The organism is Candidatus Agathobaculum pullicola (assembly GCF_052117205.1).
GTDB lineage: Bacteria > Bacillota > Clostridia > Oscillospirales > Butyricicoccaceae > Agathobaculum > Agathobaculum pullicola.
In genome coordinates this window covers 24008-39628 of record NZ_JBQKJP010000024.1, presented here as the reverse complement: position 1 = coordinate 39628, position 15621 = coordinate 24008, and the positions used below count along the sequence as shown (strand labels likewise).

The window sequence follows — 15621 nt, the reverse complement described above, 5'->3', positions numbered from 1 at the left end:
AGCAGCTCGCTATCCATAATCGCCACTCCAACAACTTTCCCATGAGGCCTCTAGGTTGGTTTTCTCCCTTAGAGTTCTCTGTCCAATATGTTTGACAAACCTACAAAAATGAAAAAATAAGAAAAATTATTCTGTGTCGCTGAGGGAATCCTTGTTTTCCGGTGTGGTTGGAAGCACAAACCAGAAGGAAATGCCGCCCGGCACATTTTCAGCGCCGCAGGAGCCGTGAAGTGTGTCGGCAATAGCGTGTACCAAAGACAGGCCTATGCCGGTGCCGCCTGCTTCACGGGTGCGGGCGCGGTCGGTGCGATAGAACTTCTCCCAAATTTTCGGGAGTTCTTCTTCCGGTAGGCCCTCTCCTTCATTAAAGACAGACAGCCGTATGCCGGCATCCGTGCGCGTTGCCGAAATTTCGATATGCCCGCCGTCCACCGTGTAACGGATTGCATTGGAAAGGTAATTCATCAGCACCTGCTCTAATAGGTCTCCATCCGTGCGAACCGTGACACAGGTGTCCGCGAAATGCACAGTCAAGCCGCGGCTCTCGCAGAGTACTTTCGTCTTTTGGACGGCTTCCGCGCAAAGCTCATGAAGATCAATGTCCTCGTAGAAGGTTTGCTCTGCGCCCAGTTCCAGCTTGGACAGGTTCAGCAGCTGCATGACCAGCTTGTTCATGCGGTCGGCCTCATCCGCAATGGTATCGCAATAAAACTTTCGGTCCTCCGGGTCATCCGCCACCCCGGCGGTCAGTCCCTCTGCATAGCCTTGAATCAATGCAATAGGTGTTTTCAGTTCATGCGACACATTGACGATAAATTCACGTCGCATGCTGTCAATGCGCTCTTTCTTTTCAATTTCCTGCGCAAGTTGATCGTTGGACCGCTTAAGCTCTCCGATGGTTTGCTCCAGATAGGCGGACAAGCGATTGAGCGATTGCCCGAGGTGACCGATTTCGTCGCTGCCGCCCGACTGGCATTTGGTGGAAAAGTCCAGCTCACTCATGCGGTCAGCGACGCCTGCCATGTCAATCAGCGGGCGCGTAAACTGGCGTGAGATAAAATAGCCGCAAACCAGACAGATAAGCAGCGCGCACCCGCCTGCAATCAGCAGAAATACCAGATTGAGCGAGGAGTTCTGTTCAATATAGGCATAGGGCGTATAGGCAAACAGGCAGTTTTCGCCCCGACTGTCCAGTGTACCGGCAAGGCACAGATACTGGTCACCATCCCACAGGGAGACATTTAAAAACTGATAGTTATGCTTGACAAGTGCATCCAGATTGACGCTTTGGGCGATGGATTGCAGGATGGCATAGCCGCGTCGCTGCTGGTCGAACAAATCAAAATCCGGCAATTGGAAAGTGCCCTGTAAGGCGGATTCGCCGCCGGCCTGCTGGCCGTTGCCCGGCGAGAAGAAGGAGGAATATCGCACAGTGCCGTCAGCCGCGACGATGGAGAGACGAATCACGCTGCGGCTTTCATAGTTATCCAGCACGGTGGCAATGTCGTCTACACTGCCGGTATAGCTGCTGCGGATATTATGATACGCGTCGCGCAATTCATTGCGCCGCGTCATCATATAGTAATCCTCATAGAAGAACAGGTTGAGCAGCAGCAGCATGCCGATAAAGACCAGTGCAACCGCACTGATCGCGGCAAAAAATTTGAAGCGGATCGAACCGTGTATCATCTTTATCCCTCAAAGCGGTATCCATAGCCACGGACAGTAGAAATCATCGAGCCGCAGTCACCCAACTTGGCACGCAGCTTTTTGACATGGGTGTCGACCGTGCGCAGGTCACCGAAATAGTCATATCCCCATACGGCGTTGAGAATACTCTCACGCGACAGGGCAATGGCGCGGTTATTTTTGAAATAGACCAGCAACTCATACTCTTTGGGGGTCAGGTCGACCGGAACATTATCGACCAGCACCTCGCGGCGCAGTTCATTGATAGACAGTTCGCCGAACTGCTCGACCGGCGCGGCGGTGCGGCCCTCGCGCTTGAGCAGGGTGCGCACACGTGCGGCCAGCACAATGGGGGAAAACGGCTTGGTGACGTAATCGTCCGCGCCGTCCTCCAATCCGCGCACTTGGTCTGCATCCTCTGCGCGGGCGGTCAGCAGCATGACGGGCAGATGTGCGTCTCCGCGCTCCTGTGCGCGCAGCTCACGCAGGACTTCAAAGCCGTCCATGCCGGGCATCATCACGTCCAAAATCGCCAGATCCAGACTGGGATGCCGGTTTTCCAGTATTTGCAGGGCCTCGCGCCCGTCAGCGGCTTCCACGATGCTGTGGCCGTCGCGTTTCAAAAAGTCGCTGACCAGACGGCGAATACGCGCCTCGTCATCGGCAATCAAAATCGTAGACATCATATCCCACCTCTGTGTTGATATATAGCAAAGTATACGGGGGAAGTTTGTCCGTTGTGTGAACAAAGACAAAAGGGATAGAGGAGTTCTCCCAATAATGTTGTGTCTTTTGGCGACGCAGCAGAGCGTCAGCTGTTTTCGCCTTCCTGCTCCTCCTGCTCCAGCACAAGACGGTACAGAGCATTTTTCTTGACGCCTGCCTCGGCGGATACCGCCTTGACCGCGTCCTTTTGTGTCTCGCCCCGCGCGACGCGGCGGCGTACCTCCTCCGCAGCGGCTTGCAGGCGCGCGTCTGCATCCTCGGGCGTGTCCGGCAGATCGGCTGCGCCCTCGACAATCAGCACAAATTCGCCGCGCGGCGGGGTCTGGTCAAAATACTGCACGGCTTCGGACAGCGTAAAACGCAGGGTCTCCTCGTGCAGCTTGGTCAACTCGCGCGAGAGCGAGATACGGCGTTCACCGCCGAAGGCTTCCGCCAGATCGCGTAGCGTAGCACACAGCTTGTGGGGGGCCTCATAGAAAATCATCGTGCGTTTCTCGCCTGTGAGCGCGTCCAGATGCTCGCGCCGCGCCTTTTTGTTTACCGACAGAAAGCCTTCAAAGCACCAGCGGCCGGTCGGCAGGCCGGAGGCCGCCAGCGCGCACACGGCCGCGCAGCAGCCCGGAATCGGGATGACCGGCACATCGTGCGCCGCGCACAGCGCGACCAAATCCTCGCCCGGGTCGGAGACGGCGGGCGTGCCCGCGTCAGTCACGAGCGCGCAGCTTTCTCCCGCCAGCAGTTTGGCGAGCACTTCCTCGCCGCGCGCGCGTCGGTTGTGCTCGTAGTAGGAAATCAGCGGCTTTTTGGGCAGCGAACAGGCGGTCAGCAGCTTTTGGGTGACGCGCGTGTCCTCGGCCGCAATGAAATCCACCGAAGAGAGTATTTCTCGCGCGCGGGGCGACAAATCGCTGAGGTTGCCGATGGGTGTGGCGACCAGATATAATGTAGCTTCACTCATTGTAATATTTCCTCAATAAATTATTTTCCGTATATTTTTTGATATTCCTCGCTTTCGACCAGCAGCGGCGGTTCGACGCTCAGCCCCTCCGCGCTGCCGCCCTTACGGCACTCGACCAGCACGGCGCTGGGTGCGGCAGCTGCGTTCTGGTGCACAAACCGCAGCCGCTTGGGAACGAGCCGCACGCGGTCGAGCGCTTCGAGCAGCACCCACATCCGTTCCGGACGGAACACAAAGGCGGCTTTGCCCCCCGTGTGCAGCACAAAAGACGTGGCGACCGCGACATCCTCCACCGTGCAGCTGCCGTCCTGACGGGCGGTGCGTTTTTCGGGGGAGGGGGCGCTTTTGCCCGCTGTGCGGCCGAAATAGGGCGGGTTGCAGATGACATAATCCATGCTGCCATGCGGGAAAATCGTCCGGATGGCGCGCAGATCGCCCTGCACGGCGGTAACGTCCACGTCGTTATCCGCAATCGAGCGGCGGAACAGCGCAAGCGGTTCCTCCTGTAATTCCAGCCCCGTGATGCGCAGGTCGGGGCGGTAAATGAGCAGCGCGAGTGCGCCCGTGCCGCAGCCGAGGTCGAGCACCTTGGCATTCCGGCGCGGCTTGGCGAACCAAGAGAGCAGCACGCTGTCCTGCCCGAGCTTGAAAAAGCGGTCATCCTGCCATAGGTTCAGCCCGTTGGGCAGCGTTTCAATGGTTTGCGGCATGGGTTTCCCTCCTTGCGCGTATGCGAAAGGCCGGCCTTGACCGGCCGGCCTTTGGGCACTTGGGTTACTGTGCGGCGTCTCCGCTATGCCGACGCGCGTGTTCTTTGAGCTTTTCAAAGGTTTCCGCGCTGATGACATGCTCAATGCGGCAGGCATCCTCGGCTGCGGTTTCGGGTGAAACGCCCAGCATGGTCAGCAGCTGGGTCAAGACGGTGTGGCGTTCGTAAATGTTTTCGGCGATGCGCAGACCGGATTCCGTCAGGCCGAGCAAACCGTTCTGGTCGATGGAAACATAGCCGTTGTCCCGCAGCAGGCCGACCGCGCGGCTGATGCTTGGCTTGGAAAAACCGGTGTAGTGGGCCACGTCGATCGACCGCACCTGCCCGTTGCGCTGCGTCAGCACGAGAATTGCTTCCAGATAGTTTTCCGCGCTTTCCTGTATTTTCACGGGGGCGGTCTCCTTTCATGGTTTCGGATATTGTCTTACTATTTTAGCATGTCCCGCGTTTTTTGGCAACAGCGGGGGGCGCGGTCGCGGATAAAAACACCAGCGTAGGGCTTTTCATTTGCTTTGCCGCTGTGCTATAATAAATCATACAGAAAAAAGGAGTGAGCGCAATGGATAAGCAGATGTTCAACAATACGCAGATCCTCGCGTGGCTGCAATATTTTTCGGAAAACACGCAGGTCGATTTGGAAAAGGTCAAAATTCTCGATATTACCCGCAAGAACAAAAATCTGATCCCGACCGTGGAGTCCAATGATGCGGTGCTTGTGTTCACCGAGGCCGGTCATGCGGATATCTTCTACCGCATGTGGGATGCGGGACTGGGGGAGTGCGACGTATGGTATAATACCGGCTCCGACCCCTCCGGCCCGATTCAGCATAACAAATTGCGCGACATGATTAACCGTGGCATCAATGCTTCGGCGGCAATGCTGATTCTCAATCCGAACGCGCGCTCGACCTACAAGATCGGCATGCGCAACTCGAGCTTTTCGCGCGGGTCGATTCACTATGTCGGCAGCGAGATTCGCGCGGTCATTCTCAACAAAATGCACATCGCAAACGACGATACCGTGTGCATCATTTCGGGTGAGTCGATTGCGGTCGAGTCCGCGATCATCGCGGGGGAGGGCACAGTTATTGCGGTTGAGTACAACCAGAACGATCGCCGCACGATGGAGGAAAACATCGAGCAGTTCGGGCTGAACAACATCCGGATTATCGACCATGTGGATGACGAGACAATGAAGAACCTGCCGGTGCCGAGCCTTGCTATGCTGGTGGCATCCGCGAGCATGGAGCAGGAGATCGAATGTCTGCTGCGCATCAACCCGCACATGGAGTTTGTCATCTATACGCTGGACTTCCGCTGTGCTGCGTCCATCCCGGATTTGTTTGCGCGCTATGGCATCGGAGAGACCGAGGTCATCCAGATTGCAGTGTCCAAGCTGAGCAGCAAGCATACCTTTGTCACTGAGCCTGCGCCGTGGCTGATTTCGGGAAAGGCTTGATGTGTCCGTGCAGGAGAAACATCTGTTTTTGTGCGAAATGACAATTGACATTGTTCTGCCCCTTTATTATAATAAAGTGCAGTTATAGAAAACAGGCAAAGATAATGAGGGAGACAGTAGGATCGCATCCCAACGCCGCAGCGAGCCGGGGCATGGTGTAAGCCCGGCGCCAGTAGGACGATACTGAATATCACTCCGGAGTTGCAGCCCGAAACCCCGCGGGAGAGTAGGTGCTGACGGTTTTCCCCGTTACAGGAAGCGCGTATGATGGTATGCAGTAACGGGTGGTTACACGTAAGTTTGTATAGGCTTTCGTCCCTTTACGGGGACGAAAGCCTTTTTGTTTTCACCCGCGCAACGCCCGGCGCTTGGAGGGACGGGACAAAGGACATATGAGGAGGAAACAGCATGAAAAACATGGTGGAAATTCGCTGGCACGGCCGCGGCGGACAGGGCGCCAAGACCGCCTGCCTGTTGCTGGCGGACGCGGCGTTTGCATCGGGCAAATATGTGCAGGGCTTTCCAGAATACGGCCCGGAGCGCATGGGCGCGCCGATTACGGCCTATAACCGCATTTCGGACGAGCGGTGTACGATCCACTCCAATATATATGAGCCGGACTATGTTGTGGTCGTGGACGAAACGCTTTTGCAGGCGGTCGATGTGACGCACGGCTTAAATCCCAAGGGGGCCATCGTCATCAATACCCATAAGTCGCCCGACGAGGTTCGTCCGCTGCTGCGCGGCTATGAGGGCCGCGTCTATACCATTGACGCGCGCGCGATTTCCGAGCGCACGCTCGGCAAGTATTTCCCCAATACGCCCATGCTGGCCGCGATTGTCAAGGTCAGCGGCGTGCTTGACCCGTGGCGGTTCCAGTCCGATATGGAGATTTCCTTCCGGCATAAATTTGCAACCAAGCCGCAGGTCATCGCAGGCAATATGGAGTGTTTGACCCAGTCTCTCAAGGAGGTACGCGGATAATGGCAAAGTGTGCGAAGGATATCAACGAACAGTCGCCGTGGCAGGATTTGACCCCGGGCGGCGAGATTTACGAGGGCGGCACCGCCCGCCTGACCATGACCGGCGAGTGGCGCGCCAATATCCCGGTCTGGTATGAGGAAAAATGCAAGCAGTGTCTGCTTTGCGCGCCGTTCTGCCCGGATTCCTCCATTCCGGTTTGCGAGGGTAAGCGCGCGGACTTTGATTTTGACCACTGCAAGGGCTGCGGCATCTGCTGGAAGGTGTGCCCCTTTGGTGCAATCGACTTTGTAAAGGAGGAAAAGTGATGAGCATTCGAGACCGGCTTTCGGGCAACGAGGCGGTGGCCTATGCCATGCGGCAAATCAATCCGGACGTATTCGCCGCGTTCCCCATCACGCCCTCGACTGAAATTCCGCAGTATTTCGCGCAATATGTCGCGGACGGCAAGGTGGATACCGAATATGTGACGGTAGAGTCCGAACATTCGTCCATGTCCACCTGTATCGGCGCGTCGGCGGCAGGCGTGCGCGCGGTCACCGCGACTTCCTCCTGCGGCCTTGCCTATATGTATGAGCTGCTGTATGTGGCTGCATCCTCTCGCCTGCCGATTACGCTTGCATGCGTTAACCGCGCGCTGACCGGCCCCATCAACATCAACAACGATCATTCGGATTCGATGGGCACGCGTGACGCGGGCTGGATCCAGCTGTACGCCGAGAATAATCAGGAGGCCTACGACAACTACTTGCAGGCGATGCGCATTTCCGAGACGCCTGACGTTCGCCTGCCGATTATGGTCTGTCAGGATGGCTTTATCACCTCGCATGCGGTCGAGAACATTCTGCTCGAGGAGGACGAAGCGGTTAAGGCGTTTGTCGGGGAGTACCATCCTGAGCATGCGCTCATGGGTCGGGAGACGCCGCTGGCCGTCGGTCCGTATGACGTTTCGCCCTATTACATGGAGCATAAAGTGCAGCAGGCCGAGGCGATGAAGAACGCCAAGCGGGCGGTTTTGGAGGTCGCGGCGGACTTTGAAAAGACTTTTGGCCGCAAATACGGCTTTTTTGAAGAATACCGGATGGAGGACGCGGAAGTCGCGCTCGTGCTGATTGGATCGACCGCGGGCACGGCCAAGGCCTGCATCGACCAGCTGCGCGCGGCGGGCCGCAAGGTGGGTCTGATCAAGATTCGTGTGTTCCGTCCCTTCCCGGCGGAGGAACTGGCGCAGGCGCTCAGCCACGTCAAGGCGGTCGCCGTCATGGATAAGAGTGAGGGTTTTTCCGCCTGTGGCGGCCCGATTTACGCCGAAACCTGCGCCGCGTGCTATGATTTGGAGAAGCGCCCTGTGCTGATTGACGTGGTGTATGGTCTGGGCGGACGCGATGTGGCAACCGAGGATATCGCGCGGGTATATGACCACCTGTTCCTGCTGACGGAAAACGGCGGCAAGGGGCCAAAATACATCCATATGGGCCAGCGCAGCAGCGAAACGGAGGTGCTCTGACATGGCGTACAATCATAAGAAAGAACTTTCCAAGCCGGAGCGTTTTGTCGGCGGTCACCGCCTGTGTGCGGGCTGCGGCGCGGGGCTGGTGTGCCGCGGCATGCTGCGTGCGCTCGATGAGGGCGATAAAGCGGTTGTTTGCAACGCGACCTCGTGCCTTGAGGTTTCTTCTTTCCTGTATCCCTACACCGCATGGGAGGATTCCTACATCCACTCCGCATTTGAGAACGCGGCCGCGACCTGCGGTGGTGTCGAGGCGGCGTACAATGTGCTCAAGCGCAAGGGAAAGCTGGACGGTACCTATAAATTTCTCGCCATCGGCGGCGACGGCGGCACCTATGACATCGGTTTTCAGTCGCTCTCCGGCGCGATGGAGCGCGGGCACGATATGGTCTATTTCTGCTATGATAACGAGGCCTACATGAACACCGGTATTCAGCGTTCGTCGTCCACGCCGCGCTTTGCCAGCGCGACAACCACCCCGACGGGGCAGGTGTCGGTCGGCAAAAAGCAGAACAAGAAGGATTTGACCGAGATTATGGTCGCCCACAACATCCCGTATGTTGCGCAGACCACCTTCCTCGGCAACTTCAAGGACTTTCACGAGAAGGCGCATCGTGCGATTTATACGGAAGGGGCGGCGTTTGTCAATGTTATGGCGCCCTGCCCGCGTGGCTGGCAGTATTCGCCTGAGATGCTGCCCGAAATCTGTAAGATGGCGGTCGAAACCTGCGTCTGGCCGCTGTATGAGGTCATTGAGGGCAAATGGCATCTGAGTTACATGCCGAAAAACAAGCTGCCTGTGACCGAGTTTATGAAATTACAGGGCCGCTTTAAGCACTGCTTTAAGCCCGGTAACGAGTGGACGCTCGAAGCCGCGCAGCAGTATGTCGACGAGCAGTGGGAAAAACTGCTGAGCCGCTGTGAAAGCAACTAAAATCAATGAAAAAAAGCCGTTTCGCTCCTTCTCTGGGAGCGAAACGGCTTTGCTGTTTACGGTTAGTCATGTGGGCGGCGGTAGAAGTTGCCCGCCACCTGATCGGTTTTTAGAATGTTGATGAAAGCATGCGGGTCGATTTCACGCGCGGCATGCGTGATTTCTTTTACCTGATCGCTGGCGATGACCGAGTAAATCAGGTCGCGCTCCTCACCGTTGTACAGGCCGGTGCCGTGAAACAGCGTCGCACCGTGGTGGGTGGTGTCCTTGATGTGCTCGTAAATTTCCGGTGCACGGTTAGAGATGATGAAAAGCGTGTTGCGTTTAAAACGCTGGTCGAGCATGTGTACGATCTGCGTCGAGGCGAATTGGAAGATGATAGAATACAGCGCTTTGTCCCAGCCGAACAGTACGCCCGCAACCGCAAGCATCAGGCAGTTGCCGATAAAAATATAGTTCCATGCGTCCACGTTCAGCCGCTCGCTGAGGGCAACCGCAATGAAGTCCGTGCCGCCGCTGGTGGCGCGGCCGAGCAGACACAGGCTGATAGAAAACCCGTTGATGATGCCGCCGAAGATGCAGACGAGCAGAACGTCATTGGTCAGCGGCATGGAGGGGATGATATCGGTCAGCACACTGGTGAGCGCAATCATCAGGCAGGAATAAAGGGTGAACCGTTTGCCGATGAGTCGGAAGCTGATGACAGCCGGAATGGCGTTGAGCAATAGGTTGATCGCGGTAAATGGCAATGCGATGCCTGCAAACTGTTGTGCGCTGCGTTGGATGAGCAGGGTCAGGCCGTTAAATCCGCCGGGGAACAAGCCGCCGGCATCGACAAAACTCTTGATGTTGACCGCCATGATGACTGAAGCCAGCACGATGAGGAACAGACGGCGCGCCTGCCCGGTGAGCGGCGGCTCCCAACCGCTCTGTGGATGGATGTGGGCGGCCGATGCTTGCTTTGACTGCATAAAAAATCCCCCTCTTTGGCCGATCACGCGACCGGTCGATGTTCGCCTCTATTATAACACAGCGGCACGCAGAAGTTAACGAACATTCTGCGTGCCGCTGTGAAAAAATCCCAGTGGGGTATGGACTTGTGTTATGGCTGCTGACCGTCCTGCGGAGGGATGGGCGGCTGCTCAGAAGGCTGCGGCGGTACCGGAGCGTCCGTCTGCGGAGGGCAGGGCGGCTGCGGATTGACCGGAGGAACGGGAGGCTGCTGCGCAGCAGTGGCAGTCGGGCCTGCGCCCGGTGCGGGCGGAACCGGCTGTTCTGCGGGGAGCGGCCCCATCTTGCGGTTGATTTCCTGTGTGTTACGGCACAGAACGAGCAGCAAAAGCGCGTATTCATACACGATGCGGGCAGCCAGATTGCCAAGCACGAACAGCAGCAAGGCGGTAAAAAAGCGCGAGAACAGCAGCACGACGCTGTAAACCACGATGCTGACAACCGTGATGCAGTATAGCGCACGGATGAGTTTTTCCGAATAAAAGGTTCGGAAATTAAGCGCATCATGCAGCTTTGCGACGGCGCCTTCAAAACGGTTGGGCTTGCGGACAAACAGAAAATACAACGAAAGACCGCCGGCAATGATGACAACCAGTGCGATAATTGGAAGGATAACAGAGTAAAACGGAGTATACGTATAGGTATGTGTATAGGAATAAGGGTAGCTGTACATGATTTCCTCCTGATAAAAGGATAAAGTGTGTATATTTAGTGTAACATATTCGGGAAAATCTTGCAAGTCCAATCGAAATGTTGTACCCTATTAGAGAGAAAACAAGACGGAGAGAAACAGTATGAGAATTTTACACACCACGCCTGCCGAAGACGGGTTTTATATGCCTGCGGAGTTTGCGCCGCACGAGGGCTGTCTGATGATTTGGCCCGAACGGGCGGACTCGTGGCAGTATGGTGCATATGCTGCGCGAAAGGCGTTTTTGCGAGTAATCGAGGTTATTTCGGCAAGCGAAAACATGACCGTGCTGTGCTCGGAAGGGCAATATGATAATGCGCGCGCGCAGTTGTCCGAACGGGTGCGGCTGGTGGTGATGGAAACGGACGACGCATGGGCGCGCGACATCGGGCCGACGTTTGTCATAAACGGAAAGGGTGAGCGCCGCGGCATTGACTGGGGCTTTAACGCCTGGGGCGGATCGTTCGATGGCTTATATCCGAGTTGGGAGCGCGACAACCGCGTGGCGCGCAAGTTCTGTGACCTGCTGGGAAACGATTGCTATGACAAGCGGGATTTCATCTGCGAGGGCGGTTCTATCCATGTCGACGGGGAGGGCACCGCGCTTGTGACCGAGGCGTGTCTGCTGTCCGAAGGGCGCAATCCTGACCTGACACAGGAGGAGATTGCGCGCACATTGTGCGAGTATCTGGGCGTACAGAAGGTTATTTGGCTGCCGCGCGGCATTTATAACGACGAGACCAATGAGCATGTGGACAACGTGTGCGCGTTTACCGCGCCCGGTGAGGTCGTGCTTGCGTGGACGGACGATGAAACCGATCCGCAGTATGCGCTTTCGGCGGCAAGTCTGGCTGTGCTCGAAGCTGCAACCGACGCAAAGGGGCGCAAAATCCGCGTGCACAAGCTGCCGCTGCCCGCACCCGTGACCATCACGGCCGAGGAGTGCGAGGGATTGGATTTGTGCGATGGTGAGCCGACGCGCACACCGGGTGAGCGGCTTGCGGCGAGTTATGTGAATTTTTATATTGCAAACGAAGCGATTGTCATGCCCGCCTTCGGAGACCCGATGGACGAAAAGGCGCGGACGGTGTTGCAGGGCCTGTTCCCAACGCGACAGGTCGTGGCGATTCCCGCGCGCGACATTCTGATTGGCGGGGGCAATATTCACTGCATCACACAGCAGATTCCCCGCGCATAGGCGAAAACGGATAAACCATAAAGGAGAAGAAAACGATGAGCAAAGTGACCGTGGCTGCGGTTCAGATGACCTATGGGCTGGAAATCGCGACGGAAAAAGTGCGCGAGGCAGCGGCGCAGGGCGCGCAGATTATTCTGCTGCCCGAGCTGTTTGAAAACTGGTATTTCTGTCAGGAGAAGAATTACGAAAACTATCGTTTGGCGACGACGCTGGAGGAGAACCCGGCGGTGCGTGTGCTGCGCACGCTGGCGCATGATTTTCATGTGGTGCTGCCGGTCAGCTATTATGAGCGTGTGGGCAACACCACCTTTAACACGGTGGCGGTGATTGATGCGGACGGCACCATTCTGGGACAGTATCGCAAGACCCACATTCCGGACGACCATTTTTATCAGGAAAAGTTCTATTTTACGCCGGGTGACACGGGTTTTCGCGTTTGGGATACGGCTTATGCCAAGATTGGTGTGGGCATTTGCTGGGACCAGTGGTTTCCGGAGTCCGCGCGCTGCATGGCGCTGCAAGGGGCGGAGCTGCTGTTTTACCCGACGGCGATTGGTTCCGAGCCGATTCTCGACTGCGACTCCATGCCGCACTGGCGGCGCTGTATGCAGGGGCACGCGGCGGCGAACATCATGCCGCTTATCGCGGCAAACCGTGTCGGTACGGAGACGGTTACCCCCTCCCCGGATAACCAGAACCAATCCTCCAGCCTGACGTTTTATGGTTCGTCCTTCATTGCCGATGAAACGGGTGCGCTGGTTGAGCAGGCAGGACGGGAGGAAACCGGTATTCTGACGCATACCTTTGATTTGGATGAAATTTGTCAATTGCGCCGCAGTTGGGGTGTGTTCCGCGACCGTCGGCCGGAAATGTATGGTGCCATGGGGCACTTCGGATAAACCCGCAGGATAGCAAAACGCCCGCTGCGGCTGGGGCCGCAGCGGGCGTTTCTGTCTGTCAGTGGGCGTTAAAAAGCCTTTTTGGCAATATGCGCGTCCTTTGCTTCGTGCAGTTGGCGGATCAGTGCGGGATCGGCGTCCTCCGACTGCGCATAAATGCCTATCGCGGTTTCCACTTCATTGATGGATCGCTGCACCAAACGGATCTTTTTATCACTCTGGATCGCATCAAGCAAGCCTTGCGCGATTTCGCGCCCCGGCTCGCGCGCGCACTGCTGGGCAAAGGCTTTGACCAGATTATGCGGGCGCAGACTGGAGCCGCCGATAATGAGCAGGAGCGCGCCCAACGCCGCCAATAGCAGCGTGAAGCTAAACAGTTTGTTGTGCGTCGCCAGATTGAGGACAATGGCGATCAGCAACACCGCGCCTCCAACAAGTTCAAAGCGTTTTGCAGCGCCGCAGTAACGACTGTAATAAGAGGCGTTTTTCTCGGTATTCATAGTTTGTAATCCTTTCGACAGGGCGGGACATGCCCGAATATACGCTGTAATCGAGGTTAGATGATACTGGTGCCGCTGTGGCTTTTGAGCAACGTTGCCAGCGAGGATTCCTCGGAAAAATGCAGATGCTGCACCATAGCCAGCGCAGCGCGGTCCCAGTTGTGGCTCAGACAGGCATCGGCAATTTCTGCGTGCTCCGCCATGGTGCGCTGCAGGCGGCTTTCAATGAGCTGGCCGCTCATCACACGCAGGCGGATGATTTGTGTCTGGATGCGGGAATAAAGGTCGCGCAAGTATTCATTGGGCAAAACGGAAACCAAAGCGGAGTGGAACTCGTCATCCAGCTCATAGAAACCTGTGAATTCCTCTGCATTGGCATGCTTGTGAAAAATCTGAGAGAACTCTGCGATTTTATCCATATCGAGACGATTGCCATAGTTGCGCAGCGTGTAAGGTTCCACCAGACGGCGAACCTCGAAAATCATACTGATGTCGCTGATAGTAAAGCCTGATACCACAATGCCGCGCTTGGGGAATACCTTGAGCAAACCCTCCTGCTCGAGGCGGCCGATGGCTTCGCGCACAGGTGTGCGGGAAAAACCAAGTTCGGCTTGCAAAACAGCTTCGCTCAGCAGTTGATTTGGCGGATATTCGCACATGGTAATTTTTCTTTTGATAAATTCATAGGCTTGCGACTGCATTGAGGATGTTTTTGCAGTTGACATGTATTTTGATACCTCCGAAGGGGGCGTGAATCACCCCGCTGAATCTATTATATCGGATTGGAGAAAATTTGCAAGAGGTGAAAGACTTGCCGGCGTTCGTGATTTTAGACATATTGCATTGAGCAAGATTGGATAAACTCACGATTTTTGGGAAAAGCGTGAAATGGGAATTGACAAACCCGATTTCAGAGACTAAGATACAAAGTACGAAACACTTGTATACAAGTAAATATACAAGATTTGTAATTTGTTTTGGCGGGATAAAACCCGTGTTAATAAAGTCTGGAGGGAAATAAAAGATGAAAGCAATTTGCATCAAGGAGCCGGGCAAGGTTGAGATTGTTGAGCGTGAAATGCCGGTCCGGGGACCGGGCGAAGCGCTGCTCAAGCTGCTGTATGGCGGCATTTGCGGCAGTGATTTAGGCTCTTATCGCGGCGCAAACGCTTATGTTTCTTATCCTCGTGTACCGGGTCACGAGTTTTCGGCGGAGATTATCGAGATTGACGAGAATGACAAAGGGTTAAAGCCCGGTATGGTCGTCACCTGCAATCCGTATTTTAACTGTGGCAGCTGCTATTCCTGCAAGCGCGGTCTGGTCAATGCCTGCACGGACAACCAGACTAAGGAACTGGAGAAGTGCGTGGGTCAGTACATTGAGCAGTGGGGACTGGAAGCGGATTTCAAGGCCTTTTGCGGGGAGTGCACCTTCTGCTCCACGCTGGTGGACCGCATTGTGCCCGGCCGCATCAAAGACGCGGACGAGGCGGCCCGTATGGACGAGGAGAATGGCTACCACGACGAGTTGATCGACGTGGGCGAGGTATTCGGCGTCTGGAACATCGAAGGTCCGGCATGGCTGGAAGACAAGCTGCCTTTCAAAGCGGCGGGCCTCAACTGCATTGTTGTACCGGATGTCACCCCGTATAAGAAGCGCAAGGTACGCATCCTCAACGGCGCGCACACCGGTTTTGTGCTCGGCGCTTACCTGGCGGGCTTCGATATCGTGCGCGACTGCATGCACAATGAGCACATCAAGGGCTTTATGAACAAGATGCTGCATGAAGAGGTTATCCCGACCTTGCCGCTCGATAAGAACGACTTGGAGGACTTCGCGGCAGCCGTGGAGGACCGCTTTAATAATCCGTTTGTCGACCACGAGCTGATGAGCATTTCGCTCAACTCCACCTCTAAGTGGAAGGCGCGCAACATGCCCAGCTTCCTCGAGTACATCGAAAAGCAAGGCAAGCTGCCGGTTTGCCTGACCATGTCGCTTGCCGCTTACATCGCGTTTTATTCGACCGATGTGCAGGAGCTGACCGATAAGGGGCTGGTTTGCAAGCGCGCGAAGGGCAATACCTACACCTGCTCGGACGACCGCTGGGCGCTCGAGTTCTACTGGGTGCACCGCGATGACAGCGATGCCGATTTGGTGCGCGCGGTACTGACCAACGAGCAGATGTGGGACAGAGATTTGACTAAGATCGACGGTCTTGAGGCTGCGGTGCTCGCGGACCTGACCAAGATTCGCACGGAAGGCGCGGAGGCTGCGTTTGCCTCCTGCCTGTAAGCC

The 15621-nt window shown here is 56.2% G+C and carries 17 protein-coding genes; 8 read left to right on the top strand and 9 right to left on the bottom strand.

What is annotated here, in order from left to right; all coding sequences use genetic code 11:
• Positions 1-126 precede the first annotated feature (126 nt).
• From ACTQ3V_RS09535 to ACTQ3V_RS09515, 5 genes are all read right to left on the bottom strand, one after another.
• Positions 127-1689 carry a sensor histidine kinase gene (locus tag ACTQ3V_RS09535; RefSeq protein WP_441467313.1) on the bottom strand — a complete coding sequence of 521 codons (1563 nt, stop codon included), beginning with the start codon at positions 1687-1689 and terminating at the stop codon, positions 127-129.
• Between the two features lie 2 nt (positions 1690-1691).
• Positions 1692-2372: a response regulator transcription factor gene (locus ACTQ3V_RS09530; protein WP_502918986.1), complete on the bottom strand. Its 681-nt coding sequence runs from the start codon at positions 2370-2372 to the stop codon at positions 1692-1694.
• A 128-nt stretch (positions 2373-2500) separates the two neighbouring features.
• Entirely contained in the window at positions 2501-3373 is an 873-nt protein-coding gene (gene rsmI, locus ACTQ3V_RS09525; RefSeq protein ID WP_441467311.1) for a 16S rRNA (cytidine(1402)-2'-O)-methyltransferase, read from the bottom strand.
• 20 nt (positions 3374-3393) lie between these two features.
• Positions 3394-4083 carry a tRNA1(Val) (adenine(37)-N6)-methyltransferase gene (locus ACTQ3V_RS09520; protein WP_441467310.1) on the bottom strand — a complete coding sequence of 230 codons (690 nt, stop codon included), beginning with the start codon at positions 4081-4083 and terminating at the stop codon, positions 3394-3396.
• Between the two features lie 64 nt (positions 4084-4147).
• A complete protein-coding gene (locus tag ACTQ3V_RS09515) occupies positions 4148-4531 on the bottom strand; it encodes a metal-dependent transcriptional regulator (RefSeq protein WP_441467309.1) in 384 nt (127 codons plus the stop codon).
• A 170-nt stretch (positions 4532-4701) separates the two neighbouring features.
• Here ACTQ3V_RS09515 and ACTQ3V_RS09510 point away from each other — a divergent pair, with 170 nt between their 5' ends.
• From ACTQ3V_RS09510 to ACTQ3V_RS09490, 5 genes are all read left to right on the top strand, one after another.
• Positions 4702-5601 (top strand): precorrin-6B methylase, encoded by a 900-nt coding sequence (locus tag ACTQ3V_RS09510; protein ID WP_441467308.1) that lies wholly within the window; start codon positions 4702-4704, stop codon positions 5599-5601.
• 408 nt (positions 5602-6009) lie between these two features.
• The gene (locus ACTQ3V_RS09505) at positions 6010-6585 is read left to right on the top strand and encodes a 2-oxoacid:acceptor oxidoreductase subunit gamma family protein (RefSeq protein ID WP_441467307.1); all 576 of its coding nucleotides are present in this window, start codon (positions 6010-6012) and stop codon (positions 6583-6585) included.
• Positions 6585-6890: a 4Fe-4S binding protein gene (locus ACTQ3V_RS09500; protein WP_441467306.1), complete on the top strand. Its 306-nt coding sequence runs from the start codon at positions 6585-6587 to the stop codon at positions 6888-6890. Before ACTQ3V_RS09505 ends, ACTQ3V_RS09500 begins: the two co-directional genes overlap by 1 nt.
• The gene (porA, locus tag ACTQ3V_RS09495; protein WP_441467305.1) at positions 6890-8089 is read left to right on the top strand and encodes a pyruvate ferredoxin oxidoreductase; all 1200 of its coding nucleotides are present in this window, start codon (positions 6890-6892) and stop codon (positions 8087-8089) included. The genes ACTQ3V_RS09500 and porA overlap by 1 nt, the downstream gene beginning before the upstream one ends.
• Position 8090: 1 nt before the next feature.
• A complete protein-coding gene (locus ACTQ3V_RS09490; RefSeq protein WP_441467304.1) occupies positions 8091-9026 on the top strand; it encodes a thiamine pyrophosphate-dependent enzyme in 936 nt (311 codons plus the stop codon).
• 62 nt (positions 9027-9088) lie between these two features.
• On the opposite strand, the gene ACTQ3V_RS09485 is transcribed toward ACTQ3V_RS09490, so the two are convergent.
• Positions 9089-9997, bottom strand: coding sequence for a YitT family protein (locus ACTQ3V_RS09485; RefSeq protein WP_441467303.1), 909 nt, complete (start codon positions 9995-9997; stop codon positions 9089-9091).
• A gap of 131 nt (positions 9998-10128) precedes the next feature.
• On the bottom strand, positions 10129-10710 hold the full coding sequence (locus ACTQ3V_RS09480; RefSeq protein ID WP_441467302.1) for a hypothetical protein: 582 nt from the start codon (positions 10708-10710) through the stop codon (positions 10129-10131).
• A gap of 121 nt (positions 10711-10831) precedes the next feature.
• On the opposite strand from ACTQ3V_RS09480, the gene aguA reads away from it, so the two are divergent.
• Together aguA and aguB are read left to right on the top strand one after the other, a co-directional pair.
• On the top strand, positions 10832-11926 hold the full coding sequence (gene aguA / locus ACTQ3V_RS09475; RefSeq protein ID WP_441467301.1) for an agmatine deiminase: 1095 nt from the start codon (positions 10832-10834) through the stop codon (positions 11924-11926).
• Between the two features lie 35 nt (positions 11927-11961).
• Complete coding sequence (gene aguB / locus ACTQ3V_RS09470) at positions 11962-12825, top strand: N-carbamoylputrescine amidase (RefSeq protein WP_441467300.1); 864 nt, start codon at positions 11962-11964, stop codon at positions 12823-12825.
• Between the two features lie 68 nt (positions 12826-12893).
• Here aguB and ACTQ3V_RS09465 read toward each other — a convergent pair whose 3' ends face one another.
• Together ACTQ3V_RS09465 and ACTQ3V_RS09460 are read right to left on the bottom strand one after the other, a co-directional pair.
• Positions 12894-13325, bottom strand: coding sequence for a hypothetical protein (locus ACTQ3V_RS09465; protein WP_441467299.1), 432 nt, complete (start codon positions 13323-13325; stop codon positions 12894-12896).
• A 56-nt stretch (positions 13326-13381) separates the two neighbouring features.
• Positions 13382-14050 (bottom strand): GntR family transcriptional regulator, encoded by a 669-nt coding sequence (locus tag ACTQ3V_RS09460; RefSeq protein WP_441467298.1) that lies wholly within the window; start codon positions 14048-14050, stop codon positions 13382-13384.
• Between the two features lie 299 nt (positions 14051-14349).
• On the opposite strand from ACTQ3V_RS09460, the gene ACTQ3V_RS09455 reads away from it, so the two are divergent.
• A complete protein-coding gene (locus ACTQ3V_RS09455) occupies positions 14350-15618 on the top strand; it encodes a mannitol dehydrogenase family protein (RefSeq protein WP_441467296.1) in 1269 nt (422 codons plus the stop codon).
• Positions 15619-15621 lie beyond the last annotated feature (3 nt).